17 protein-coding genes are annotated in these 15,805 nt (G+C 34.5%); 11 read left to right on the top strand and 6 right to left on the bottom strand.

Going from position 1 to position 15,805, the window contains the following annotated elements; translation table 11 throughout:
* Positions 1-60 precede the first annotated feature (60 nt).
* The 3 genes from LB888_RS01330 (at position 61) to LB888_RS01320 (ending at position 3,358) form a co-directional block, all read left to right on the top strand.
* A complete protein-coding gene (locus tag LB888_RS01330; RefSeq protein WP_318753303.1) occupies positions 61-1,422 on the top strand; it encodes an FGGY-family carbohydrate kinase in 1,362 nt (453 codons plus the stop codon).
* 107 nt (positions 1,423-1,529) lie between these two features.
* The gene (locus LB888_RS01325) at positions 1,530-1,820 is read left to right on the top strand and encodes a DUF262 domain-containing protein (protein ID WP_318753302.1); all 291 of its coding nucleotides are present in this window, start codon (positions 1,530-1,532) and stop codon (positions 1,818-1,820) included.
* A complete protein-coding gene (locus LB888_RS01320) occupies positions 1,796-3,358 on the top strand; it encodes a hypothetical protein (protein WP_318753301.1) in 1,563 nt (520 codons plus the stop codon). The genes LB888_RS01325 and LB888_RS01320 overlap by 25 nt, the downstream gene beginning before the upstream one ends.
* A 303-nt stretch (positions 3,359-3,661) precedes the next feature.
* Here the strand turns inward: LB888_RS01320 and LB888_RS01315 are convergent, their stop codons facing one another.
* The gene (locus LB888_RS01315; RefSeq protein ID WP_318753300.1) at positions 3,662-4,444 is read right to left on the bottom strand and encodes a MerR family transcriptional regulator; all 783 of its coding nucleotides are present in this window, start codon (positions 4,442-4,444) and stop codon (positions 3,662-3,664) included.
* Positions 4,445-4,604: 160 nt separating this feature from the next.
* On the opposite strand from LB888_RS01315, the gene LB888_RS01310 reads away from it, so the two are divergent.
* The 8 genes from LB888_RS01310 to LB888_RS01275 all read left to right on the top strand — a co-directional run bounded on the left by LB888_RS01310 (position 4,605) and on the right by LB888_RS01275 (position 12,542).
* Positions 4,605-5,066: a hypothetical protein gene (locus tag LB888_RS01310; protein ID WP_318753299.1), complete on the top strand. Its 462-nt coding sequence runs from the start codon at positions 4,605-4,607 to the stop codon at positions 5,064-5,066.
* 110 nt (positions 5,067-5,176) lie between these two features.
* Entirely contained in the window at positions 5,177-6,559 is a 1,383-nt protein-coding gene (locus LB888_RS01305; protein ID WP_318753298.1) for a L,D-transpeptidase family protein, read from the top strand.
* A 306-nt stretch (positions 6,560-6,865) separates the two neighbouring features.
* On the top strand, positions 6,866-7,771 hold the full coding sequence (locus LB888_RS01300) for an ABC transporter ATP-binding protein (RefSeq protein ID WP_318753297.1): 906 nt from the start codon (positions 6,866-6,868) through the stop codon (positions 7,769-7,771).
* Positions 7,764-9,053, top strand: coding sequence for an ABC transporter permease (locus LB888_RS01295; protein ID WP_318753296.1), 1,290 nt, complete (start codon positions 7,764-7,766; stop codon positions 9,051-9,053). Before LB888_RS01300 ends, LB888_RS01295 begins: the two co-directional genes overlap by 8 nt.
* Before the next feature lie 996 nt (positions 9,054-10,049).
* The gene (locus tag LB888_RS01290; RefSeq protein ID WP_318753295.1) at positions 10,050-10,484 is read left to right on the top strand and encodes a MarR family transcriptional regulator; all 435 of its coding nucleotides are present in this window, start codon (positions 10,050-10,052) and stop codon (positions 10,482-10,484) included.
* Between the two features lie 19 nt (positions 10,485-10,503).
* Complete coding sequence (locus LB888_RS01285; RefSeq protein WP_318753294.1) at positions 10,504-11,052, top strand: NADPH-dependent FMN reductase; 549 nt, start codon at positions 10,504-10,506, stop codon at positions 11,050-11,052.
* 421 nt (positions 11,053-11,473) lie between these two features.
* Positions 11,474-11,626: a hypothetical protein gene (locus tag LB888_RS01280; RefSeq protein WP_318753293.1), complete on the top strand. Its 153-nt coding sequence runs from the start codon at positions 11,474-11,476 to the stop codon at positions 11,624-11,626.
* Positions 11,627-11,798: 172 nt separating this feature from the next.
* On the top strand, positions 11,799-12,542 hold the full coding sequence (locus LB888_RS01275) for a class A sortase (RefSeq protein WP_318753292.1): 744 nt from the start codon (positions 11,799-11,801) through the stop codon (positions 12,540-12,542).
* A 65-nt stretch (positions 12,543-12,607) separates the two neighbouring features.
* On the opposite strand, the gene LB888_RS01270 is transcribed toward LB888_RS01275, so the two are convergent.
* Genes LB888_RS01270 through LB888_RS01250 form a run of 5 tightly spaced genes read right to left on the bottom strand, consistent with a single transcriptional unit; the run spans position 12,608 to position 15,565 of the window.
* Positions 12,608-14,110 (bottom strand): DUF438 domain-containing protein, encoded by a 1,503-nt coding sequence (locus tag LB888_RS01270; RefSeq protein ID WP_318753291.1) that lies wholly within the window; start codon positions 14,108-14,110, stop codon positions 12,608-12,610.
* Positions 14,103-14,345, bottom strand: a complete 243-nt coding sequence (locus LB888_RS01265; protein ID WP_318753936.1) for a DUF1858 domain-containing protein — start codon at positions 14,343-14,345, stop codon at positions 14,103-14,105. The genes LB888_RS01270 and LB888_RS01265 overlap by 8 nt, the downstream gene beginning before the upstream one ends.
* The gene (locus tag LB888_RS01260; protein WP_318753290.1) at positions 14,338-14,790 is read right to left on the bottom strand and encodes a threonine/serine exporter family protein; all 453 of its coding nucleotides are present in this window, start codon (positions 14,788-14,790) and stop codon (positions 14,338-14,340) included. Before LB888_RS01260 ends, LB888_RS01265 begins: the two co-directional genes overlap by 8 nt.
* Positions 14,791-14,928: a threonine/serine exporter family protein gene (locus LB888_RS01255; RefSeq protein WP_318753289.1), complete on the bottom strand. Its 138-nt coding sequence runs from the start codon at positions 14,926-14,928 to the stop codon at positions 14,791-14,793.
* A gap of 49 nt (positions 14,929-14,977) precedes the next feature.
* The gene (locus tag LB888_RS01250) at positions 14,978-15,565 is read right to left on the bottom strand and encodes a threonine/serine exporter family protein (RefSeq protein ID WP_318753288.1); all 588 of its coding nucleotides are present in this window, start codon (positions 15,563-15,565) and stop codon (positions 14,978-14,980) included.
* Positions 15,566-15,805 lie beyond the last annotated feature (240 nt).

The following is a 15,805-nucleotide window of genomic DNA, read 5'->3' as shown; positions in this document are numbered from 1 at the left end:
TCTATAAGATAATTGAATTAATTATTAGCAGTTATTATTTTATTTTATGAGGAGGGTATTATGAGTTATCGTCATACAATTAGTATTGATGTGGGGACGACGAACTTGAAGTTGGCTCGTTTTGATCATCAGTTGCAATTTGAGGAAGAATGGGCCTATCGTTATCAAGAGATTCGTTCGGATGGTTTGCATTATGAATTAAGTTGGTCTGAGATGCGGTTAGCGATTTTAAGGGGCTTACGTGAATTGAAACCAGAGTCTAACTATCGCATTGTGTTAACAACAGCGATGCATTCCATTTTATTACGGGATGATGAGTATCAAGATTTGACTGGGATTGTGACATGGGCGGATAAGCGAGGTCATCAAGAGTTATCTTTAATCGATGATGCGTTTAAAGAGGACTTGTATTTAACAACCGGTACGCCGATTCATAGTATGAATCCTTTTTACAAATTGTATTATCATTTACGTCAGCCTGTTTGGCATTCGGTAGCTAAAATCTATTCGATTAAAGATTTAATTTTTGAATTTTTGACGGGTGAATGGTGGATAGACGTTTCCAATGCTAGTAGCTCGGGATTATATGATAGTCAGAGCGGACAGTGGAGTGAATTGGTGCTAGATAAATTACAGTTAAACTTGGCTCAGCTACCGTTAGTGAAGGAGTGTCATGCTGCGGCACCTTTATTAGCAGAATTTGACTTAGGTCAAGCAGATGTCGTGATTGGAACGTCTGATGGGGTGTCGTCAAGTTTTGTTTATCGTCATTTTAATGACTATGCGGTTCTATCTTTTGGGACGAGTCATGCCGTTCGTGTCATGGCGAATGAGATGAGAGTGGATCTTGATTCCATGAACTTTAGTTATATCATTGATCAGCAACACTATTTAATCGGCTATCCTAGCAATAATGCAGGCAATGTTTTAGATTGGATTTGTTCGGTGTATCAAACGAATTTTAAAGAGTTGGAGGCCATTATTAAGACTAAAACACCTAGTAATTTAGTCTTTTTACCGTTTTTAAATGGGGAAAGAGCGCCCTTGTGGGACGAACAGGCAGTCGCAAAATTCATTGGTTTAGAACGTCATCATCACCGTGAGGACTTGTTAATGGCGATGGTTTGTGGGGTATTCTATAATGTGAGACATAATGTCGAAAATTTAAAAGCTCTTCATGATTTTAAAGGTGTCGCTTTGACCGGTGGTTTGACTTATTCTAAAGTATTAGTTCAATTATTAGCAGATATTGTGGGATTACCAATTTTAGTACCAAAAGACAATGCTGCGGAACGCTTAGGAACGATTATGTTGGTGGATGATTTAACGATTCCGATTGCTTATGAAGAGATAGCACCCGATTTAAATCGTCATCAAGTATTCAATCTAAATTTCCAACATTATTTAGCTGAATTGCCATAAGGCATTTATTAAAAATATTTGTCTTCTGGAAATGAATTTTTTCTCTATTGATCAATTCAAAAAAGTATGATCTAATTATATTGAGGAATGATTAAGGAGAATAAAATATGAAAACTAACTATAAAGTAGAGTCTACTTACTTTAAAGAACTTCAAAACAACGTGGTTTTACCTGAGTTCCAAAGAAAACTGGTTTGGTCAAAAAATGATAAAATTAATTTTATTGAAACTATAAGTAAAGGATATCCTTTTGGAGCCATCTTAGTTTATAAATATGATGATGATAAATATTCATTAATTGATGGTCTACAAAGATTTACTACTATAAAGGATTATCAAAAAATCCTGAGAACTACCTTAAAATGGATGATATCTTGGAAAATCATATTTTACCTTTAATTAAAGGATATGATATAGCATCAATCTCATATAAGGATAAATTAATAAAGAACTTATCTTTAGGATTAAAAGAATTCGTTCAAAAAAGTTCCCAAGATAATAAATTTAATTTAATTGTACTTTTCGAAACATTAAATAATTATCTAGAGGAAGACTATAAATTTACAAGTGATGACTTAATAAAATTACAATTAGTGCTCGATAAAATAGAAGCAAAATTAAAAGAGTACGTAGACATCGATTCTATAGTAGTACCAACTATAATATATACTGGCTCTCAAACAGATTTAGCAAATGTTTTTGAAAATCTAAATAGGGGTGGCAAAAAGCTCTCTAAGTACCAAGTTTTTGCTGCCCAATGGGCTCATTACACGATAAAGTTATCTGATGGTAAAATGAATAAAAAAGTACTAGAACACGTAATTTCTTATTATTTGAAGTTAAGAGACTCTAGAGAACTACCCATCGAGAACTTTGATGAAATAGAAATGAATAAGTCAAAAGAAATAAATTTATCTGAATTATGTTTTGCTTTAGGTCAAATTATTCTTGAATCTATGCCACTATTTTGGGATAGTGAAAACGATGATCTAGCAAATCAAATAGGTTATTCTTCACTTGCGATTGTCCTTGGGATAAGTAATAAAAATTTAAACGACATATCAAAACATTATGAAATATTAAAAAATACAGAGTTTATTGAAGACCTTTTTTCTAATATTGAAAGTACTTATGAAGAATTGAATAATACTTTTAAACCATACTTTAAATATCCTTCAGCGAATGATGAATATTATGGAAAACAACTTGCAAAGGACTTTCAAATCTTGTCTTTTTTTGGATCATTATGGAAAGAAAAATATGAGATTCTTAATAAAGAAGATTGTATAAATGTTAGGCTGAAACATAAAGAAAAATATTCAGTTAAATTCAAAAAAATAAAAAATAATCTTATATATTATTTCATTTTTCAAACCGTAACAAATAAATGGTCTGGATCTGGTGATACAAAACTTGATAATATTATTTTAAATAATGAAGAATCATATTTAATGCCAATTGAACAAACAAGATTCGAAAATGCATTGTTAGATTGGTATGATGAACAAACTAAAAAAAATTCGATTAATGTCGAAAAAATATCTAAATTTTTATATCTTGTTTGTATGAATGTTAATCTTGTAAACTTTAAAAATGAATCACATGATGTAGAACATGTAATTTCAAAAGAATTTATAAGACAAACAGGTAATCAATTACCAGGTGGTGTATTAGGAAATTTAATGATACTAGATCGAAATAATAATCGCTCTAAGAAAGAAAATAATTTATATGATAATTTAAAATTTGGTCAAAAATTAGAACCGAATTTTATAAATGATCATTTTTATCCTTCAAAAGCACAGTTAGAAAAAGTTTATGCTGAAATACAAATAGGCAATGATTCTAATTATACCGAATCGAAAAGACTAATAATTAATAGAGGAAAAGATATTATTAATCAATTAGTTAAAAATCTCTACTCAAACCTATTTTGAAAACATTTATAAAATTAAGCGCCTGATTCTATAGAGAACCGGGCGCTTAAATATTAAAGTAATGGTGTTAATATGCAGATGAAAAATTTCAATTCAACTATTAGAATGAGTATCCGAATTGATAATTATTTTTAATTTTTAAAAATGCCTAGTTATAATCACAATTACTCTAGATATTGCCATCAAATAGCGCCACCCGTGCCATTTTTGCTCCACTTGTGCCAAGAATAGCTCCATCTCACTTGATAGTACTTAAAGCCCCAATTCAGCAAAATTTTTCAAAAATATTGACGGTGATTCCCATCATTCTGCCTCGTCAAATTGAATTTCTAAGTGAGGCGAGAAGAGGTCGTAGTCATCTTCAAAGGTTTCTGTTACAAAAATACATTGTGGTTGGAATTGCGTCTCTATTTCGCTAATACGTTGGGTTAAATCTTCGTAACAGACGTGTTCAATATGATTACGTTGTTCTGGGATGGTGATAATTTGCGAGTGCTGTTGGAAGGGCAATTTTTCCAATTTTAAGCAAATGAAAGGCGTTTTTTGTCCGTACTCATAGCGGATCAATAAGCCAATTCGTTTGACTGGTAAGAGTCCTAATTCATTGAGTTGATCTTCAATTGCCATTAATTTGGTAAAATAATCCTCACTTAATATATGACCATCAAATGGCTCGATCCAATAATGAGCCTCATCTAATACATAGTGTAAGGCGTGTTGTTGATGGATTTCTTGTGAGTGTTCAATTTCCTCTTGGATATAATTGATATAGTCTAATTGTTTTTGTGCTTTGGCAATTTTGGTTTCTACCAAGGCTTTAGCATAATTAATTAAGTCTTTTAAGGCGATCGTTTCACCTTTTTCATCGAGGTATCGTTTTAATTCTTTGAGTGGTACATCATTTTCAGTGCATAATTTAATAATTTGAACTAAGGTGACTTGAGCTAAACTAAAATAGTGATAGTTATTGTCTGGATGGACATATACCGGTTTTAGGATGCCGATGGATTGATAATAACGTAAAGCTTTAACATGGGTTTGTGATATTTTACCTAATTGACTAATTGTTAATAAATACTGTTTCATCGGATACTCCTTTCTTTCAGTTGTTGATTATAACTATAGTATACTGTCATTGTTGCCTAAATGTCTAAATAATTTATTAAAATGTCGACTTTTATTTGAGTTTTAATAATCAAACCGATATAATAATATCATTATTAATCGTATTTTAAAGGAGTTGGCAATGAAGAAATTTTGGATTCTGCTCACAGCCGTTTTATTGTTGGTCGCATGTAGTCAAGAATCGTATTTACCGTTCATCAATTTCGACTCTGCATTTGATACGAAAACACGATTCGAGAAAAAATATCAAACCAATGTGCAAGCGATAGAAGGGACTTCCTTTGATTATCTCGAATTCGAGAGCGCACAGCAGATTGGTCAAGCAATTGATGGCAGTGTCAATTTTATCAGTTTACCTAATATTACGGCAGCTGAACTTGAACAATTAACATTGGATTTTCGTTTGATGGATTTTGATAGGACGCTATTAAATGAAGACTGGTATTTATTTGAATCATTTGATATAGCGGGAGTTTATATGAAAGTTATGGATGAGCAATTATATCATGTTATTTTAATTAAGGATGCAAGTTTACTTGATAATCCAGCTTTTCATGAATTATTTAAGATTGAGTATGAGTAATCATTAACCAATCCTCATGGAAATTCATAAATATTTCATAATTTAATACTCCCTTTTTAAGTTTTTTTATGTTATGGTAAATGAGAGATAAATTGGATGGGTGAGAAAATTTGAAAAAAGTAGTCATTTCAGGGGTTGTTTCACTAATTACTTTAGGTCTAGGCTATCTAGGTGGAGTCGGCTATTATGCCGAAAAATTCACCCCTAACACAAGTTATGGATCGGTCAATATTGGTAATTTAACTTTAGCGGAAGCTGAAAAACAAATCAATGAGGCCATTAATAAGGAAACAATTACCTTAACTGAAAAGGGTAAAGAATTAGGTAAAATTACGCTAGGTGATTTAGGAGTAGAAGTTGCACCTGATGAAATTTTAAAAGCAACCTATGAATCACAAGATCCAAGTCAATGGGTAGTAAATCTATTTGACGGCACTGAAGTTAAAAATGTTTTAGGACATAATGTAACGGTTGATTCGGAACAAGTCAAAGGTGCATTGGATAAATTAAATATTACGAATGATGGTCGGGAAAAAGTTGTCGACGCAGTGATCGATTATTCGGATGATAAAGGCTATTTCGTTGAACCTGGACAAAAAGGTACTGAGATAGATTATGATAAATTATCAGCAGCGATTGTTGATTCTTTAGAGCAAGATAATGGCAAGATTGAATTAGAATCGGTTTATGCGGACCCTAATATCGGTGAAGATAGCGAACAAGTAACTAAAACTATGGACTATATTAATCAGATTCTAGATACGAAGATTACCCTACAGGTGGCTGGTGATGATATTACGATACCTCGTGAAGAGTTACAAAAGTGGATTCATTTCGATGCCAATAATGATTTATATGTTGATGAGGAAATGGTTTATGCTTACGTCAATGCCTTAAATGATAAGTATTCAACAGAAGGTAAAGACCGTCAATTTGAAAGTACTTTGCAAGGAACAGTAACGGTGCCGGCAGGTATTTTAGGGTGGTCAATCGATGTGGATACAGAAGTACAACAAATCATTGCTGATATTCATAATGGGCAAGACGTCACTCGTAAAATGGCCTTTTATGGAGTAGGGAATCGTTTAGGTGAAAAAGATGACATTGGTAATACCTATGTTGAGATCGACTTAACGAACCAAATGATGTATTATTATGTAGATGGCGAAGTTCTGGTTGCGACGAATATTGTATCTGGTAAATATGGTACCGAGACTATTCCAGGTGCTAATGCGGTGATTGAAATGTTATATGACACCCATTTAGTTGGTTATAATCCAACTTTAAAAGTTGATTATAAAGTGCCGGTAGATTATTGGATTCGTTTTGACTATCAAGCGCAAGGGATTCATGACGCTAGTTGGCAATGGTCATTTGGAGGCGATACCTACGTGAATAATGGTTCTCTGGGTTGTATTAATACTCCTTTGGATCAAGTCGCGATTATCTATGCAAATATTACTTATGGTACACCGGTATTAGTATTCCATTAAAATAAATCAATACGACTAAGTGAAACCTTTTAGGGTGAAGCTTAGTCTTTTTTGTTGGGTAAATTCTAAATCAAGCCACCTATCTTGCTCTAAAAATGATCGTAAAAGGTAAATGTTGTATAATAAAACTGCTAATGAAAATTTATTTTGTTTTATATGGTTTTGTCAATCAAATTACCGTGTGAATAACTATGGCTATATTTAATAAAACTTTACAATATTTTACAATTTTTAAATGGAAAACGATTGAAAATGTTTTTAATTAGTGATATCTTGATGATATCAAAGAGATTATGGAGGAAATTTATGTTAGAAGTTAAGCATCTAAGAAAGACTTTTGGCGATTTAGTCGCTGTCGATGATGTTTCATTTACGATTGAACCCGGCACCATCATGGGAATTATCGGTCAAAATGGATCGGGTAAAACGACCATCTTTCGGATGATTTTAGATTTTTTAACCCCTGAAGGCAATGGAGAAGTGTTGTGGAATGGCGTCACACTAACCGATAAAGTATATAACACAGTTGGTTATTTACCAGAAGAACGTGGATTATATGAAAAGATGACCATTGAACAACAGATCGTCTATTTTGCTGAATTAAGAGGAATGAAAAAATCAGATATAATCGACAAAATTGATGAATGGATGGTGCGATTCAATGTTAAAGGGAAACGAACCGATAAAATTAAATCATTATCCAAAGGGAATCAACAAAAAGTGCAATTAATTGCAACGTTAATTCACGAACCTAAATTGGTTATTTTAGACGAACCATTTAGTGGGTTAGACCCTGTTAATGCTGACTTCTTAAAAAAAGGGATTGTTGCCTTAAAAGATAAAGGTAGCTGTGTTATTTTCTCTAGTCATAATATGAATAATGTTGAAGAGATTTGCGACAAATTGGTCATGATTCATAATGGTAAACAAGTCCTTTATGGAGGGATTGAAGAAGTACGTCAGTCATTTGGACGCACTAAATTGTTAATTGAAACTCCTGATTGGACAGAGCAACAGTTAGCCACTCTTGAAGGTGTGAAAGCTGTTAAACATCACTATGGTCATCAATATTTATTGGAATTAGCGGACGAAAATTATGGAAAGGCTATTTTTGATCAAGTAACAAAAGGCAATTATGTACCAGTATTTTATCAACAAGCACCAACATTAGAAGAGATTTTCAAATTGAAAGCAGGTGAAAGTCATGAATAAAATGGGCATTGTGATTCGCGAGGTGTATCGTAAAAACGTATTTTCTTGGGCATTTGTGACGATGGTATTAGGCCCAATCTTGATGATTGGGGTTATTGGATTAATTGGATTTTTCATCGGTTCAAGTAAAGAGGCCGAAAGTGTTGGTAATATTGGGATTGTCGGTGCCACTCAAGAGATTCAAATCGTCTTAAATCAATCGGACTTAGGTAATGAATATACTTATTATGAAGCACAAAAAGAAGCCGAAACTGCTTTGGATGAGGGCACTATCAATGGTTTTATTACCTTTGATTCTGTAGAAGCACCTATCAGTGGTAAATATTACCGTGAAAAAGTAGGCAAAGACATCGACGTGAATCAAATTCAATTAGTATTACAAGCCTATCAAACGCAGACCAGCATTGAAAATTTAGGGATCGATCCAGCAAAAATAGCTGAAATTGAAGCTCAACAAGTCAGCTTTGAAACAATTAATTTAAATTTCTCTGAGTCAGGCGAAGTACAAGCTGATACTGCGAATCAAGATTTAAAAAGCGTCAGAACCGGTTTAGCTTATGCTGTATGTTTTGTAGTTTATATGTTCATCATGATTTATATCGGAATTATTTCTCAAGAAATAGCAACTGAAAAAGGCTCACGTATCATGGAAATCGTCTTATCTAGTATTTCAGCAACTCAACATTTCTTCGGTAAGATGATCGGGATTGGCTTAGTTATCTTAACTCAATTAGCAATCTATGTCGTGTTATTCTTTGTTGGAAGATTTGTCTTTAACCAAATGAATTTTGACTTATCCTTTTTAAGCTTACCATTCTCACTTTCTGAAATGCTTTCTAAAGCGATGAATGACTTATTGCTTGGTGGGCTTTTTGCATTAATTGGTATCTTAACCTATTCATCGTTAGCAGGTTTCTTAGGTTCCTTAGTATCAAAAGTTGAAGATGTCAACAAAGTTTCAGCACCCTTAATCTTATTAGGAGTGGTTGGCTTTTATATCGGTATGTATGCCTTAGCTTCAACAAATAATGCCATCGTTAAAATTGGATCATTAGTACCGTTCTTTACACCGTTTGTCATGCCATTTAGAGTAGCAGCCGAAACGGTTACCAGTACTGAAATTCTCTTATCGATTGTCATAACAATTGTCTTTATGGTCATTTGCTTATGGGTTTCAGCTATGTTCTATAAGAGTAATGTCTTGGTAACGAGTGATAAAGGTTTATTCGCGACCTTGAAACGTTCTTATCAATTGTTAAAATCAGAACGCAAACACGATTAATATATAAAGAATTCATTATCCTTACTGACTGTTTATATTAACAGCTGTAGGGATATTTTTTCGTTATTTGGCTAGCGCTACAGGACCTCAACGAAGTAGCTTCCCAATAAAGCAAATTTGACTGGTACGAGCTATTAACCGAAGTATTAGTCAATTATCTACTGCGAACTACTGTTGAACTTCAGTGAAATAGAAAACCTCAAGAATTTAAGTTTGTATGTTCCACGAAGTGAACAGAAGGTACTTATTAATGACAATTAGCTAACGTATTATATAGCTGCAATCTATATCCTACCTTTCCGGAGGTGAAAGGCATCATCAGAAATTTTTCGTGAGGAAAATTTCAACCACTTAAAACTCTCTCTTTCTTTTTTTTAGTTTTATGAGGTTGGCTAAAAATTTTTTAAATTCTGTTCAGGCATATCTATTTAATTCAAAGCGCAGTGGTTGAGTGGCCTCAACCTGCGTCTTAACGTAGCTGAGATTAATCTTGAAAAATTCAGTCAAATTAATGCTCATTAATTTATAGCGCAGTGGTTGAGTGGTCCCAATCTGCGTCTTAATGACTTGCTTGAGACCTACTCAACTTTGCGGGGGTGGACAGACAAAGCGAAAATCATTTGATTTTCTACTTTTGGTCCACTCCCAACTGTGCGGGGGTAGGCCGACGAAGCGAAAATCATTCGATCTTCTACTTCTGGTCTACTCCCTAGTAATGACTAGGATGTATTTTTGCATGAGCGCTGTTGAACTTTAGTTCTTATGGCGCCTCAGAAAATCAAGTCTGTAGGTTCTTCGAAGAAAACCGAAAGACGGTCCCATTACTCTTAAATGATAATAAACTAACAAAACAATTTACAAACCGTAAAAAATTTATCTAATATTTCGAATAAAAAAATAAATATAAAAAAACTATTGACATAACATTCAAATAGGTATAATATTGTTATTGTTGCTAGTTAGTAATAATTAATAGCATCAAGGAGGCTATGTGTAATGGATGTTTCAGTCAAAAAGAATTCTCCGATTCATGTAAATATTGTCTTTAGACAAGCATCACGAACAGTTGAATTGAATACAGGCGATGCAATTCGTGAAGCAGGCCTGACTCAGACGCAGTTTGGAATACTAGATGTTTTATATGTCCTAGGGGATATGACGATTAATCGAATTAAAGAAAAGACTTTAGCAACTTCTGGAAATATGACCGTTGTTCTTAAAAATATGGAACGTGATGGTTATATTACGCGCAAAGTTTGTCCGAATGATAAACGTAGTTTTGAATTTTCAATCACGGAATTAGGGCGCCAAAAATTTGAAGAAGTCTTGCCCAAGCATCGTCAAATTATTGATGAAGTATTTAGTATTTATACTGAAGCTGAAAGACAAGAGTTAATTAGACTCTTGAAGAAATTTAAACAATTTAATTAGAAAAAGGAGATTTTTTATTATGAAAAAAGTATTATTTGTAGTAGGTTCATTACGTGAAGGTTCATTTAACAAACAATTAGCAGCTATGGCTGAAAAAGCATTAGCAGGTAAAGCAGAAGTATCGTATTTAGACTTCACTAAATTACCTTTAATGAATCAAGATATTGAAAATCCAGTTTTACCAGAAGTTCAAGCTATTAGAGATGAAGCATCAGCAGCCGATGCTATTTGGTTCTTCTCACCAGTCTATAACTTCTCTATTCCTGGAACTATCAAGAACTTAATCGACTGGTTATCACGTTCATTAGATCCAGCTAATCCAGCAGGTGAATCTGCTATCCACAACAAATTCACGACTGTTTCTGCAGCCGGTGCAGGTGGCTTTGAGAATATGTTTGAAAACTACAAATTCTTATTACCATTCGTTCGTACACAAGTGATTGATGAGTTTACAGAAGTTAAAATCAATGACTCTGCATGGGTTGACGGACAATTAGTATTAACTGATGAAGTACAAGCACAATTTGATGCTCAAGTAGCAGCGGTTATTGAAGCCATTAACGCTTAATCATTATAAAAATCATTCCCTCAATTAAATATTAACCGAGCTAATAGCTGTTTAAGAATGGATATACCGAACGTTTTAAAATATTAAGTGCTATAATGGTGTGTCGTTAAATAATGTATGATAACACGATTGAATACCGACACCATGATGCGGACAGGAATAAAGCGAAATGCAGCTAAGCCTCTTTTAATATAGATTATACTCCCAAATATAGACCTGATAGTAAGTAGATTGCTTACCATCAGGTCTTTGTTATCGATAACTTATCACTTTCTTCATAAAACTTTCATTCATTGATAGCTGATTTTTCAATTTAATCTGATAAAATAATAACTATCAATGGAGAGCTTCTGTTAAAGAGGCTGGGCATAAAGTAGATAAATTCCATCGATTTATTGGTTGTTAGTTAAAACCGCAGTGGTTGAGTGGTCTCAATCTGCGTCCTAATGAGGTTAAAGATAAATTTGGTAAACTCAATCAAGTTATTGTTATTAAATTAAAAGCGCAGTGGTTGAGTGGTCTCAATCTGCGTCTTAATGACTTGCTTGAGACCTACTCAACTGTGCGGGGGTGAACAGACGAAGCGAAAATCATTTGATTTTCTACTTCTGGTCCACTCCCAACTGTGCGGGGGTGGGCATACGAAACGAAAATTATTCAATTTTCTACTTCTTGCCACTTCCAAAAGATGTCAATATTAAAAATAATGTGTAAAATAGATAGAGAGTGAAAAGAGGAGGCTTATCATGGCTAAACTAACTAGGCGAGAATACCAAAACCAAAAAGGGCGTAAAAGACGGAGTGGCGGTTTTCGTACATTCTTTGGTGTCGTGCTGATCTTATTTGCTATTGCGTTATTAGCAATGGATCCGATTAAGAATTATATGATTAAACGAGGACAAACACAAAATGCGATTGGCAACATTACCGCCGAACAAATTCAAAAAAATAAATTAGCGGATGTATCTTTTGATTGGGATAATATTCAAGAATTAAATGCTTATGATGTCATTCTACAAAATGTCAATCCGGATGACTTACCAACAATTGGAGCGATTGCGATTCCATCGGTTAAAATGAATTTGCCTATCTATAAAGGAACCTCAGAAGCGGGGATGTATTTAGGAGCAGGGACATTATTTGAAGACCAAGAAATGGGCGTTTCAAACTATCCACTAGCAAGTCATCATTCTATTCATGAAGGCTTACTGTTTCAACCCTTAATGAATGTTGAATATGGTGCGACGGTTTATTTAACCGACTTAGAAAATATATATGAATATCAAGTTGATAATATCCAAAGGGTAGATCCGACTGCTTTGGAAGTATTAAATCCAACAGAAACACCGATTATCACTTTAATTACATGTGATTATGATTTAGTGGAGCGGGTCATTGTACAAGCGACAATGGTTAGATCCGTCCCCATCAATGAAGCAAACGATGATATGTTAACGGCCTTTGAATTAGATTTAACAGTACCAGAATAATTATCTTATTATAATAAAATAGGCGTGTTTGCAAATAATTGCGAACACGCCTATTATTTAGTTACTTATGCTTTAGGTTTGGGTGGTTCAATACCACGCCACATGTCCGTTTCTAAATCAAAATAGGGTTGGATATCTTGGACTAATTCTAAGACCCCTTCAAATGCGCCTTGTGAATTGCGAACAGCCATATAGGTAATGTGGATAAATTGGTCATCACGTTTAAACCACATTTTAACCTCATCTTGTTGGCCACTGCGTAACACTTCAAAGACTTGTTTTACTCGTTCAATTAATTTGGGTGGGTGGCAGAGCTCAACATGGCGTCCGATTTGTCCAGGATTACGTTTAAATAACATCTCTTCAAAAGGGACATGGTCATTGTAATATTGAAAAATATCTTCTTTATTAACAAAAGTAAGTTCAATCGGTAAATGATTTAAAATTAAATTAGCTTGTTCGAGACTGAGATGCCCATTGCCAAATGGAAGCAATCGGTCGCGAGAGATAGTATCCTTTGATTGTTGTTTAGGTTCAAAGGTGATCGTAAAGGTACCATCTTCTGTTTCAATCGTACGTGTCGTTGTTTCGTTTTGCGACGGACTGTCGACTTTATTATATGACGGGGTAGCAGCCTCATTTTGCGACGGAGCGGCTCCTTCATTTTGTTCAGAGTTAGCAGCTTCACTTTGCTTATGAGGAGCTTGGTTATACTCTGGTTTTGACGCTTCTATTGGCGCATCTTTTTGAATGTCGTTATCTGTGGTATTTTCATCCTTTGCCATGTCTTGATTTTGAAAGTCTACTCGTTCTGGTTGCCATTTTGCTTCGGGTTTGATAATAGCATAGCCATAGTCATCACTTTCAGCCTCAACTTGTAACCAGTCATCTTGACTAAACGTTTCCAGTAAAATCAGTAATAAAATAGACTCTTCTTTAAAAATCATTTCTAAAAATTCAGTTTCAAAAATATCAAATTGTTCGATAGTTGTCTCAATTGGAACCGTTGGATAGTGTTGAAAGGATTGATAAGCGCGATCAAATAATTCACGTATTTCATCGTCCACTCCCCACATTACTTTTGGAGGTGCTTCATGACCGTATCGCTCCATAATGGGGAAGATAACAGCTTCTTTGCGGTCATAGTGACGTTTAAATTGACCTAATAATTGGAATTGACGGTCAAGTCCTTGTAGTAGGCCATCTTCAACGGCTGTATCATTTTCTTTAATAGCCGTTAATAAACGTTTAACGCGAATCAGGGCAGCACGTAAGGCAACATTTTCTAATTTAAAGGTATGAACCGGGTGTCCGGGCTGATCAGTATCGCTAATCGCTACTTCATGAATCGCTTCCTTAAATAGATTGGCATGAACATTACAAAGTTTCATCACATCCTCAAAGCCGATGCCATGGTCACCATTCATGAGTTCATGTTCCATTAAGGAAATTTCAATAGCACTGACACCGGTAAAATGCTCATTAAATAATGCTTGAACCGATTCGGGAGAAGCACCATGATGTAGTTTTAGTAGAATGTCTTTTAATATTTCAATACGTTTAGTCATTGTTATCAGCTCCTTTTATTTCATAGCCATTCCATTGGAGTGTTTGGATGATTAACTGTAACGGAATTCGGGCAATGCGAGTACCGTTTCTTAAAGTCGTTTTGCTAGCTAATGCATTGAACAAGAGTGGATTGGCTAACGGTTTAAAACCGAGTTCTATTAAGATGTCTTTTACTTCAGGATAGGTGGTACAAATATCCTTTACGGTTTGATCTAAATCAATGATATTATTCATGGGCATTTCGACCTACTTTTCGCTTGATATTAAAATAGATTTCCAATAGTGAATCGACCAGATAAACGCCTAAAGCGATCGCACCGGCAATTAATAAGGCTTGTATAAAATAATGCGCCATCACTTCATTATCCCCTTGGATAAAGTGGAAAGCAGTTTGATAAATAGCAGCCCCTGGGACTAAAGTGAAAAAGCTAGGAATATAAAAAATCGTCACCGGTGCTTTAAACCAACGCGCAAAGATTTGTCCAATAGCCGACATCGCCATACAAGCCAGTAAAGTGGCAAGCGGTGCAGATAAAGATTCAAGTAATAGTAAATAAACGGCATATCCGATGGTACCGCAAAAGCCGGTTTTAAATAAGAGAGCTTTGGGTGCTTCAACTAAAATCGATGCCGTAATGGTAATCACATAGGCTGCTATAATTTGAAATAAAAATTGCATTTAACCTATCACTCCTTTTGATAAGAATAAGCCAATCGCAACGCCAATAGCTAAACTAACCGCAATTACAAGCGCATCAGCAATCCGAGCTAAACCGGAGTTATAGTCGCCTTTTAAGGCATCACGAATACCGTTCATAAAAGCTGTTCCAGGATATAAAGGCATTAATGCCGAAATAATAATGATGTCACTTAGAAACCGGCATTTTACTATACCACACCACCATTGGAATAATAAAGGCAGTTATGGAGGTTGAAAAAATACCATACATAAATTGATTCATTCCTGACCAATCGCGACCGATCCGTGAAAAAGCGACAATTAAGCCGGCAATAACGGAAATAAGGGCCTCCATCCAATTACCACCTAATAAAATAACAAAAGCAATGACCATCAAAATAATAGCTAAATCTTTACTATAAGCAGTGTACTCAGAGTCATCAATAAATTCCAAACGTTCTTTGGCTTGTTCAATGGTAATCGCACCGCTAGCAAGATCTCTAGAAATATTGTTAACATGGTAAATTTTTCTTAAATGATTGCCACGTTCAGTAATACGACGGACTTGGGTAATGGGTGTAATTTGAGGGTCACTGTCATCTAAAGTCATATAAAGACCAGTGGTGGTGGACACTACTTCTGTAATATTGGCACCACTTAACTGCAAAATGCGACGGACTGTATCTTCCACACGATAACTTTCCGCATGGCTTTCTAACATGATGCGACCAGCTAGGGCCGCCACATCAGCATATTTTTTATATTTTGTTTGCATCATGAACCTCCAATGTGACAAAAATAAGTACAGTTTCATGTTAACACATTTCACTGTAAAATGTGAGAATATTTTAATCTCACACGAGTCATCTTTATTAAATAGGAGATATTTTAAAGAGAGATGGCGCATCTCATTGGACGGTAGTCATGATAGAACTTAGATATTTTAAGAGAGATGGCACATCTCATAATGTAATGAAACTTAAATTTTGATATAATAAACTCAATAACCAGAATA

It is taken from the genome of Globicatella sp. PHS-GS-PNBC-21-1553 (assembly GCF_033564055.1).
Classification (GTDB): domain Bacteria; phylum Bacillota; class Bacilli; order Lactobacillales; family Aerococcaceae; genus Globicatella; species Globicatella sulfidifaciens.
Note: the sequence above shows the minus strand (reverse complement) of the source record. Positions and strands in the feature narration are given on the sequence as shown.